Genomic DNA, 10,491 nt, shown 5'->3' with positions numbered 1-10,491 from the left:
GCGTTACTCGCTGCTGTCAACACCTCTTTTACACCGCTTTCGACCGAGAAGATCGAATCGTTAAAAGAGCCGAACAACACCACTCTTTCAACTCCTTCTGGGCTTCGATGACCTGAAGCAACTCGCTGTCGAAAACTGCGTAACTCATTGTTTACCAAGGAGTTTTCCGTTTCGACTGCGCCGGAAGTGGGGCGAATTATAGACTTCCAGAATCTGCCGTCAACCCCTAATTTGAGCTTTATTCGGATTTGAGCGTAATACGCGCAAATGCCTTCTTCCCGGCCTGGCAAACATGGGTCGCGCCCAGTACGTATATAAAGGTGCGATCGACAACCTCACCATCTATACGCACACCACCAGAACCTAGAAGGTCCCGCGCGACAGCCGAGTTCTTGACCAGACCTGCCTTATTAAGGACAGCAGCAATCGGCATGTCTTCAGTAGCAGTCAATTCGATCTCTGGCAGATCGTCCGGTAGTTCGCCTTCCTTCATACGGTTACCCGCCGCACGGTGAGCATTAGCCGCAGCCTCTTCACCATGGAAACGCGCAACGATCTCTTCGGCCAGCTTGATCTTGATATCACGCGGATTGGCACCCGCCTCTACATCAGCACGGAATGCATTGATCTCATCCATGGAGCGGAAACTGAGCAATTCGAAGTAGCGCCACATCAGCGCATCCGGAATGGAAACCAGTTTGCCGTACATCACACCCGGCGCTTCCTGAATACCCACGTAGTTGCCCAAGGACTTGGACATCTTCTTCACACCATCCAGACCTTCAAGCAGCGGCATGGTCAGAATGCACTGAGCCTCTTGACCATATCCACGCTGCAGTTCACGCCCCATCAACAGATTGAACTTCTGATCAGTACCACCCAGCTCGACATCCGCGCGCAAGGCTACCGAGTCGTAACCCTGAACCAGCGGGTAGAGAAACTCATGAATGGCGATTGGCTGATTGGTGGTGTAGCGCTTATAGAAGTCGTCGCGCTCGAGCATGCGAGCCACGGTGTACTGAGAAGTCAGGCGAATGAAATCGGCCGGCCCCATCTGATCCATCCAGGTGGAGTTGAACGCAACTTCGGTTTTCGCCGGATCAAGAATCTTGAAAACCTGGGTCTTGTAGGTCTCGGCATTCTCGAGAACCTGCTCGCGGGTAAGAGGAGGACGCGTCGCACTCTTGCCACTCGGATCGCCGATCATCCCGGTGAAGTCACCTATGAGGAAGATCACCTGATGCCCCAGCTCCTGGAACTGGCGAAGCTTATTAATAAGCACGGTATGACCCAGGTGCAAATCCGGCGCGGTCGGATCGAAGCCTGCCTTAATACGCAGCGGCTGGCCACGCTTGAGCTTTTCGATCAGCTCGGACTCGACCAACAGTTCTTCCGCACCACGTTTAATCAGCGCTAGCTGCTCTTCAACCGACTTCATAACAGACCCGCAAGGCTCGAATTCAAAGGGAACCAACCATACAAGATCGCGCGTCAAATACAAGTTCTGCCCGGCGCACGGATGCCAATCCACGGACACAGCGTTCGCGGACTTGCTTCAGAGATGATTTGGTTATATTTTATACAGTTATTTCATCTTCATCATGTCATTCATCTTTTCCAATTCATCTTTTTCAAAGTCAAAAATTACCTATGACCAAAGAATCGTCTAAAGCGCCGCCGCTTTACCCGAAGACCCACCTGCTCGCAGCAAGTGGCATCGCCGCCCTTCTGAGCCTGGCGCTTCTGGTATTTCCTTCCAGTGATGTTGAAGCCAAAAAGACGACCCTGAGTCTTGAACTGGAAAGCCCTGCTGAACAACTGACACAAGATCAAGACGCTGCCGAAGCGGTCCAAGCCACAAATGAGCCAGCAGCTTCCCCTTTCGCGCAGATCGAAAACAGCGCCGAAGAACCCCAGGAAACCGCTCAGACCGCGCCAGCGCCAGTGCCTGTGATCGAAGAAAAAAAGTCTCCAAACCACAGGGAAGTGATCGTTTCTAAAGGCGATACCCTCTCCACCCTGTTTGAAAAAGTCGGCCTTCCAGCAGCTTCGGTGCATGAAGTGCTGGCCAGCGACAAACAAGCCAAACAGTTCAGCCAACTCAAACATGGCCAGAAACTCGAATTCGAACTGAGCCCCGATGGCCAGCTGACCAATCTGCACAGCAAGGTCAGCGACGTCGAAAGCATCACCTTGATCAAGAATGACAAGGGTTATGCATTCAACCGCATTACCGCCAAGCCGACCGTGCGCTCTGCCTACGTTCATGGCGTGATCAACAGTTCGCTGTCGCAGTCCGCTGCACGCGCCGGTTTGTCCCACAGCCTGACCATGGACATGGCCAGCGTGTTTGGCTATGACGTCGACTTCGCCCAGGATATTCGCCAGGGCGACGAGTTCGACGTGATCTACGAACAGAAAGTCGTCAACGGCAAGGCTGTCGGCAATGGCCCGATCCTTTCCGCTCGCTTCACTAACCGCGGCAAGACCTACACCGCCGTGCGTTACACCAATAAACAAGGCAACAGCAGCTACTACACTGCTGACGGCAACAGCATGCGCAAGGCGTTTATCCGTACCCCGGTGGACTTCGCCCGCATCAGCTCGAAATTCTCAATGGGCCGCAAGCACCCGATCCTGAACAAGATCCGCGCTCACAAAGGCGTCGACTATGCAGCGCCGCGTGGCACTCCAATCAAGGCAGCCGGTGACGGCAAAGTGTTGTTGGCCGGTCGCCGTGGCGGCTACGGCAACACCGTGATCATCCAGCACGGCAATACCTACCGTACGCTGTACGGCCACATGCAGGGCTTTGCCAAAGGCGTGCAGACTGGCAGTAGCGTCAAACAAGGCCAGGTGATCGGCTACATCGGCACCACCGGACTTTCCACCGGACCGCATTTGCATTACGAGTTCCAGGTCAATGGCGTGCACGTCGACCCACTAGGCCAGAAAGTGGCGATGGCCGATCCGATCTCCAAAGCTGAACGCGCACGTTTCCTCGCGCAGAGCCAACCGCTGATGGCGCGCATGGATCAAGAGAAATCCACGCAGCTGGCTTCGAGCAAGCGCTAAGTCATGACGCTCTATATAGGTGTGATGTCCGGGACCAGCCTCGACGGCCTGGACATTGCGTTGATCGAGCTGACTCCAGCGATCAACCTGATTGCCACGCACTACACCCCAATGCCTGACGCCCTGCGCGCCGAGCTGCTTGGCTTGTGCGCCAGCGGCCCGGACGAGATTGCGCGCTCCGCCCTCGCTCAACAAAACTGGGTGAAATTGGCAGCACAGGGCATTCATACCCTCCTCGACCAACAAAACCTGAAGCCCGAAGACATTCGTGCGATTGGCAACCACGGCCAGACCATTCGCCACGAACCGGCGCGCGGTTTCACCGTGCAGATCGGCAACCCTGCCCTTCTGACCGAGTTGACCGGCATCACCGTGGTCAGCGACTTCCGCAGCCGCGATGTTGCGGCTGGCGGACAAGGCGCCCCACTGGTCCCTGCCTTTCACGAAGCGTTGTTTGAAGAGCGCGCAGGCAATCGCGCGGTATTGAACGTCGGCGGTTTCAGCAACCTTAGCCTGATCGAGCCCGGCAAACCGGTAGCCGGTTTCGACTGTGGCCCGGGCAATGTTCTGCTGGATGCCTGGATTCACCAGCAACGCGGCGACAACTTTGATCGCGATGGCCAATGGGCTGCCAGCGGCAAGGTCCAACCGGTTCTGCTGAACGAACTGCTGAGTGATCCATTTTTCGTGACCAAAGGCCCAAAGAGCACCGGCCGCGAAGTATTCAACCTTGCATGGCTGACACAGCATCTATCGAAACTGTCGACCTTCGCCGCCGAAGACGTGCAGGCAACCCTGCTCGAACTGACCGCCCTGACCATCGTCGAGTCACTGCAAAGCGCTCAATCAGATACCCAGGAACTGTTGGTCTGCGGCGGCGGCGCCCACAACGCCACGCTGATGAACCGCTTGGCCAGCTTGCTGCCGAACGCCAAGGTCAGCAGCACCGCGGCTTACGGTGTAAACCCCGACTGGGTCGAAGCCATGGCCTTCGCCTGGCTGGCCCATTGCTGCCTTGAAGGCATCGCTGCCAATCGCCCAAGTGTCACTGGCGCCCGCGGCCTGCGCGTACTCGGCGCCATCTACCCCGCTTAATCTGCACACAGCAAAACGCCGCAGAGCCCTGAGGCCATGCGGCGCTTGGTGATGCGGTAACTTGCGATCAGATCGAGAACGAAGAGCCGCAGCCACACGTGGTGCTGGCGTTCGGATTCTTGATCACGAAGCGCGAACCTTCCAGACCTTCCTGATAATCCACCTCGGCACCTGCCAGGTACTGGAAGCTCATCGGATCAACGACCAGACTCACCCCTTCGCGCTCGACAATGGTGTCGTCATCGGCCACTTCCTCATCGAAGGTGAAGCCGTACTGAAAACCTGAACAACCGCCGCCCGTAACGAATACGCGCAGCTTCAAGCGATCATTCCCCTCTTCATCGACCAGGCTCTTCACCTTGTGCGCGGCACCGTGGGTGAATTGCAAAGCCGTGGGGGTGAAGGATTCGACGCTCATGCTAACTATCTCCCGGCGTTACGCCGCCATAATGCGTGATGACGCGCATTATCCGCTTCTCCTAGAAAATCGGTCAACTATTGTTACGGTATATCAATCAACCCAATCGTAAGCCCGGAATGCAAAAAGGCCCGTCAGACGGGCCTTTTTACTGAGCAGGATAAAACCTTACGGCAGCATGCCTGCATGAGACAGACCCAAGCGCTCATCCAGACCAAACAGGATGTTCAGGTTCTGCACCGCCTGACCCGACGCACCTTTGACCAGGTTGTCGATCACCGACAACACCACCACCAGATCACCATCCTGCGGACGATGCACCGCAATACGGCAAACGTTGGCACCGCGCACGCTGCGGGTTTCCGGATGGCTGCCGGCCGGCATGACATCGACGAACGGTTCGTTGGCATAGCGCTTTTCAAACAGCGCCTGCAGATCAACCGAGCGGTCCACGACCGTCGCGTAGAGCGTCGAGTGGATGCCTCGAATCATTGGCGTCAGGTGCGGAACGAACGTCAGACCGACGTCCTTGCCCGCGGCACGACGCAGACCCTGGCGGATTTCCGGCAAGTGACGGTGACCTTTGACGGCGTAAGCCTTCATGCTTTCCGACGTCTCGGAGTACAGCGAACCTACAGACGCGCCACGACCGGCACCACTGACGCCGGATTTGCAGTCAGCAATCAAGCGGGTGGTATCGGCCAGACCTGCTTCAAGCAATGGCAGAAAACCCAATTGCGTAGCAGTCGGGTAGCAACCCGGCACGGCGATCAGACGAGCCTGCTTGATCTGCTCGCGGTTGACTTCCGGCAAGCCGTAAACCGCCTCTTCCAGCAGTTCCGGCGCGCCGTGCGGCTGACCGTACCACTTGGCCCACTCATCGGCGTCTTGCAGACGGAAGTCCGCCGACAGGTCAATGACTTTGGTCCCGGCCGCCAACAGTTCGCCAGCCAGCGCATGGGCAACACCGTGAGGCGTTGCGAAGAACACCACGTCGCAAGCGCCCAGCGTCTTGATGTCTGGAACGCTGAACGTCAGACCGTCGTAATGACCGCGCAGGTTCGGATACATATCAGCCACGGCCAGACCGGCCTCGGATCGGGAAGTGATGACGACCACTTCAGCTTGCGGATGCTGTGCCAACAGACGCAGCAGTTCGACACCGGTGTAACCCGTGCCGCCGACGATACCGACCTTGACCATAAACCTGCCCTCAACGAACCCACTGGAAAGCCGTCGATAATAGGGCCCGTATCGTCCTGCGACAACCGGCAAGGTGACGTGCGGAGCCTCAAGCCTCTACTATCCAACCTACCGTGAACCTGGGAATAACTAAAAAATGCTTTATCTGTGGCTCAAAGCGCTTCACATCGTCAGCATGGTCTGCTGGTTTGCCGGCCTGTTCTACCTGCCGCGCCTGTTCGTTTATCACGCGCAAAGTGAAGACACTGTCAGTAAAGAACGCTTCAGCATCATGGAGCGCAAGCTGTACCGCGGCATCATGGGGCCGGCGATGATCGCCACCTTGATTTTCGGCATCGCACTGATCGGCCTGAACCCAAGCATATTCAGTCAGGGGGCGTGGATGCACGCCAAGTTGACCCTGGTGGTGATCCTGATCGGCTACCACCACATGTGCGGCGCTCAGGTGAAACGTTTTGCCCGTGGCGAGAACACCCGCAGCCATGTCTTTTATCGCTGGTTCAATGAAGTGCCGGTTCTGATATTGCTGGCCATTGTAATTCTGGTCGTCGTTCGGCCGTTCTAACTCCACTAAGCACAACTCACCGGGGTACTTCCAATGTCGCTGCCCGCTCTGCTCGAACAACGCTTGCGTCTGCCAGTGGTGGCAGCGCCAATGTTCCTGATCTCCAACCCACAACTGGTGCTCGCCTGCTGCCGTAATGGCGTGGTGGGCAGCTTTCCTGCGCTGAACCAGCGCGAGAGCAGCGGCTTCAAGGCCTGGCTGGAAGAGATTGAAGCAGGATTGGCGACATTGGAGAATCCGGCGCCTTATGCGGTGAACCTGATCGTCCACAACAGCAACCCGCGGCTGCAAGCGGACCTGGCGATCTGCATCGAGCACAAAGTGCCGATTGTGATCACCAGTCTCGGCGCCGTGAAAGAACTGGTCGATGCAGTGCACAGCTATGGCGGTCTGGTGTTCCATGACGTGACGACTCGTCGCCATGCAGAGAAAGCCGCCGAGGCCGGGGTCGACGGTTTGATCGCCGTGGCAGCAGGCGCCGGTGGACACGCCGGAACCTGGAGCCCGTTCTCGCTGATTGCCGAGATCCGCCAATTCTTCGACAAGACCCTGCTGCTGGCCGGGTGCCTGAACCACGGTCACGAGATTCTCGCTGCACAATTGCTCGGTGCGGATCTGGCCTACTTCGGTACGCGATTTATCGGCACCACCGAAAGTCATGCGCCTGACGCCTATAAAGAGATGCTGCTGACTTCCAGAGCCGCGGACATCGTCCATACTCCAGCGGTGTCGGGAGTACCGGCGAGCTTTATGCGTCAGAGTCTTGAGGCTGCAGGTTTCGACATGGCCGCGCTGCAAGGCAAGGGCGAGGTGAACTTCGGCTCCAAACTCAAGCCCATAAGCGATGAAGCCAAAGCCTGGAAAACCGTCTGGTCCGCAGGCCAGGGCGTCGGCGAGATCGATGACCTGCCGAGTGTTGATCAATTGGTCGCTCGCCTCGATGCCGAGTACCGAAAAGCACTGGAGCTGGCGGCAGCGCTGCCCAAGCGCTGGCCACGCTGACAGGAAAACTTGGCCAGTCCATTCCGGCTGGCTTTACACGACAAGGATGCCTCGCAATGAGCGAAAACCGTTTCAAGATCGTGTTCGACGGCGCTCTGCTGCCAGGTGTTGACGTCACCACCGCCAAGCTCAATCTCGCCGAGTTGTTCAAAAGCGATGTGGCTGCCATCGAGCGGCTGTTCAGTGGCAAGCCGGTTGCGCTCAAACGCGACCTGTCGCAGGTCGATGCGCAGACTTATCTCCAGGCGCTGACCAAAACCGGTATCGATGCCCGGATTGAATCCGAACCCTCGATCGAGCTGAACCTGTCCGACGCTCATCAACACGCCCCTGCCGCCGCGGCAGATCCCGAATCCCCTTACGCACCACCCCAGGCTACCGTTGGCGAAGCTTTGCCTGCGTTTTCCACACTCAAGCCGTTCAGCTTCGAGGGTCGGATCGGTCGCTTGCGTTATCTGGCCTGGACGATGTCGCTGACGCTGGTGACCCTTAGCATTGGCTCTTTGCTTGCTGTTTTTGCCTTGGCCCTCATCAACACGGACTCGACCATCGCCCTCATTCTCGGGGGCCTGCTGGCCTTGATCGGCTTCGTGGCGCTCTGCCTCGTCAGCATCCAGTTCAGTGTCCAGCGCCTGCATGATGCTGGCTGGTCTGGTTGGCTCTGGCTGCTGACCCTCGTGCCGTTCGTGGGCAGCATCTTTCCGTTCGTCATGGTGATTGTGCCGGGCAATAACACCGCCAATCGATACGGTGCGCCACCACCGCCCAACAGCACCGCGGTCAAGATCCTGTCGTCACTGTGGCTGGTGTTTATCGCGATCCTGTTCATCGGCGGACTGACCGGCGGCCTTACTACCATTCAGAGCGAATACGAAAGCGCCACCCAGAGCAGCTATGAAAGTGACTCCGTGACCACCGAAGAGATCGAAGATCAAACCGCCGTGGAAGCAGAGCCAGCGCCAAATTCAGCTGACGAAGCAGCCGAAGCAGCCCAGCCCCCTGTAGACTCTGCGAAAGAATGAACAGCGCTCCCCGTCCGTGACACCTGCGTCGCCGGCGCGGAGCTGTTGCGATGGAGAAATGCATGACCCGTTACGCTCTGATCACTGGCGCTTCCAGCGGCATCGGCCTGGCGATGGCCGAAGCCCTGGCCCGGCGCGGCCGCAGCCTGATTCTGGTGGCCCGTCAGCGTGATCAGCTGGAAAGTATTGCGATTGAACTGACTCAACGTTTTGGCGTGGAAGTGTTGTTCCGAGCCTGCGACCTCGGCGAGCCGCTAAGGCTGTCCGGTTTTCTGCTGGAGCTGGAGGAAGGTGACCGACAGATCGATTTGCTGGTCAACTGCGCCGGCATCGGCACCTGCGGCCCTTTTCTGGCTCAGGACTGGATGACCGAGCAGGACCTGATCGAAGTGAACATCCTCGCACTCACTCGCCTGTGTCACGCGATCGGCAACAGTATGGCGCTGCAGGGCGGCGGGCAGATTTTGAATGTCGCCTCGGTGGCGGCGTTCCATCCCGGCCCGTGGATGAGTACTTATTACGCCAGCAAGGCTTATGTGTTGCACTTTTCCGAAGGGTTGCGCGTCGAACTGAAAAAATGCGCGGTCAAGGTCTCGGTGCTCTGCCCCGGCCCTACCCGCACGGCGTTTTTCCGCACCGCGCAATTGGACGCTGGAAAACTGATCGACAGCAAAATGCTGATGAGCCCCGAGGAAGTCGCGCTCTATACCGTGCGGGCTCTCGAGAAAAATCGCGCCATCATTATTCCGGGTCGACGCAACCGCTGGCGCGCCTTCCTGCCGCGGATCGGCTCGCGCTGGCTGACCCGGACAATCGCCGGCATGGTCAACAAGGCTTACTGCCCGCGCTGATCGCACCCTCAAGGTAAAAGGCTGGGCTCGGGCATAACCCATGGTTACACTCAGGCCAGCCCAAACAACGGAGAAAAAGCTGTGGATACTCTGTTCACCAAGATCATCAACCGGGAAATCCCGGCGAAGATCATTTACGAGGACGACCAGGTACTGGCCTTCCACGACATCGCCCCACAGGCACCGGTGCATTTTCTGGTGATCCCGAAAAAAGCGGTGCGCACGCTTAACGACCTGACCGAGGACGACAAGGCATTGGCTGGACATATTCTGTTCACCGCCCAGCGTCTGGCTCTGGAACTGGGTTGCGAAGAAGGCTTCCGCGTGGTCATGAATTGCAATCCACTGGGTGGGCAGACCGTCTATCACATACATATGCATGTATTGGGTCAGCGCCAGATGCATTGGCCGCCGGGCTGATTTCAGCAAGCCCTGTGGGGGTGGGCAATCCCGCGCCCACAAACACCTGCGTCGCAATGACCCAGCGCAAACCTTCCCCGGCCGATTGGGTTAAACTGGCCGCCGAGATTCTTCCCGGAGGTCAGCATGACTACCCAACGTCACTACTCGCCGATTGACCGTCTTCTGCTGCAAGCCGATGCCGCGATGCGTACCTTGTTGCCCTTCAGTGGTCAGCCGTACCGTCCTTCGCCCGCTATCGTTCAGCCGGATGCGCAAATGAGCGACGAGGAGACCCGGCACGTCGCCGGTCTGATGCGCATCAACCATACCGGTGAAGTCTGTGCCCAGGCGCTGTATCAGGGTCAGGCCCTGACCGCCAAGCTGCCGCAAGTGCGCGCCGCCATGGAGCATGCCGCCGAAGAAGAAATCGACCACCTGGTCTGGTGCGAACAACGCATAAAACAGTTGGGCAGCCACACCAGCATTCTCAATCCGCTGTTCTACGGCATGTCGTTCGGGATTGGCGCGGTGGCAGGGTTGATCAGCGATAAAGTCAGCCTGGGTTTCGTTGCTGCGACCGAGCATCAGGTGTGCAAACACCTCAACGAACACCTTGAGCAACTGCCAGCCGAGGACGAAAAGTCCCGGGCGATTCTCGAGCAGATGCGCATTGATGAAGAACACCACGCCGAAAGCGCGCTGGAGGCTGGGGGTTTCCGCTTCCCGGCACCGGTGAAGTTCGGCATGAGCCTGATGGCCAAGGTCATGACCAAGAGTACTTATCGGATCTGATCCCCCCCCTCGAAAAAAATCCCGGGCACAAAAAAGGGCGCTTTTCAGCGCCCTTTCTTTTTGCTC

Annotated in this window: 11 protein-coding genes; 8 read left to right on the top strand and 3 right to left on the bottom strand. The window is 57.8% G+C overall.

Annotation, left to right across the window (positions count from 1 at the left end; all coding sequences use genetic code 11):
- Positions 1–238: 238 nt before the first annotated feature.
- Positions 239–1,438, bottom strand: coding sequence for a tyrosine--tRNA ligase (gene tyrS, locus ACIQU2_RS12080; RefSeq protein ID WP_056741332.1), 1,200 nt, complete (start codon positions 1,436–1,438; stop codon positions 239–241).
- Between the two features lie 212 nt (positions 1,439–1,650).
- Here tyrS and ACIQU2_RS12075 point away from each other — a divergent pair, with 212 nt between their 5' ends.
- Both ACIQU2_RS12075 and ACIQU2_RS12070 read left to right on the top strand, forming a co-directional pair.
- Positions 1,651–3,075 (top strand): OapA family protein, encoded by a 1,425-nt coding sequence (locus tag ACIQU2_RS12075; RefSeq protein WP_403140794.1) that lies wholly within the window; start codon positions 1,651–1,653, stop codon positions 3,073–3,075.
- 3 nt (positions 3,076–3,078) lie between these two features.
- Positions 3,079–4,170: an anhydro-N-acetylmuramic acid kinase gene (locus ACIQU2_RS12070; RefSeq protein ID WP_403140792.1), complete on the top strand. Its 1,092-nt coding sequence runs from the start codon at positions 3,079–3,081 to the stop codon at positions 4,168–4,170.
- Between the two features lie 67 nt (positions 4,171–4,237).
- On the opposite strand, the gene erpA is transcribed toward ACIQU2_RS12070, so the two are convergent.
- Positions 4,238–4,588: an iron-sulfur cluster insertion protein ErpA gene (erpA, locus tag ACIQU2_RS12065; RefSeq protein WP_007947969.1), complete on the bottom strand. Its 351-nt coding sequence runs from the start codon at positions 4,586–4,588 to the stop codon at positions 4,238–4,240.
- A gap of 168 nt (positions 4,589–4,756) precedes the next feature.
- The gene (argC, locus tag ACIQU2_RS12060) at positions 4,757–5,791 is read right to left on the bottom strand and encodes an N-acetyl-gamma-glutamyl-phosphate reductase (protein WP_403140789.1); all 1,035 of its coding nucleotides are present in this window, start codon (positions 5,789–5,791) and stop codon (positions 4,757–4,759) included.
- A gap of 136 nt (positions 5,792–5,927) precedes the next feature.
- Here argC and hemJ point away from each other — a divergent pair, with 136 nt between their 5' ends.
- The 6 genes from hemJ (at position 5,928) to coq7 (ending at position 10,425) form a co-directional block, all read left to right on the top strand.
- The gene (gene hemJ, locus ACIQU2_RS12055) at positions 5,928–6,356 is read left to right on the top strand and encodes a protoporphyrinogen oxidase HemJ (RefSeq protein ID WP_403140786.1); all 429 of its coding nucleotides are present in this window, start codon (positions 5,928–5,930) and stop codon (positions 6,354–6,356) included.
- 33 nt (positions 6,357–6,389) lie between these two features.
- Positions 6,390–7,358 carry a nitronate monooxygenase family protein gene (locus tag ACIQU2_RS12050; protein ID WP_347804968.1) on the top strand — a complete coding sequence of 323 codons (969 nt, stop codon included), beginning with the start codon at positions 6,390–6,392 and terminating at the stop codon, positions 7,356–7,358.
- 56 nt (positions 7,359–7,414) lie between these two features.
- A complete protein-coding gene (locus ACIQU2_RS12045) occupies positions 7,415–8,380 on the top strand; it encodes a DUF805 domain-containing protein (protein ID WP_403140783.1) in 966 nt (321 codons plus the stop codon).
- A 62-nt stretch (positions 8,381–8,442) separates the two neighbouring features.
- Positions 8,443–9,231, top strand: a complete 789-nt coding sequence (locus tag ACIQU2_RS12040; RefSeq protein WP_403140780.1) for an SDR family NAD(P)-dependent oxidoreductase — start codon at positions 8,443–8,445, stop codon at positions 9,229–9,231.
- A gap of 81 nt (positions 9,232–9,312) precedes the next feature.
- A complete protein-coding gene (locus ACIQU2_RS12035) occupies positions 9,313–9,651 on the top strand; it encodes a histidine triad nucleotide-binding protein (RefSeq protein WP_008147240.1) in 339 nt (112 codons plus the stop codon).
- Positions 9,652–9,777: 126 nt separating this feature from the next.
- A complete protein-coding gene (gene coq7, locus ACIQU2_RS12030; RefSeq protein ID WP_403140776.1) occupies positions 9,778–10,425 on the top strand; it encodes a 2-polyprenyl-3-methyl-6-methoxy-1,4-benzoquinone monooxygenase in 648 nt (215 codons plus the stop codon).
- Positions 10,426–10,491: the final 66 nt, after the last annotated feature.

It is taken from the genome of Pseudomonas sp. NPDC098740, from assembly GCF_044760065.1.
GTDB classification, from domain to species: domain Bacteria; phylum Pseudomonadota; class Gammaproteobacteria; order Pseudomonadales; family Pseudomonadaceae; genus Aquipseudomonas; species Aquipseudomonas rossensis.
The sequence above is the reverse complement of the archived record's forward strand: the minus strand, read 5'-3'. Positions and strand labels throughout refer to the sequence as shown.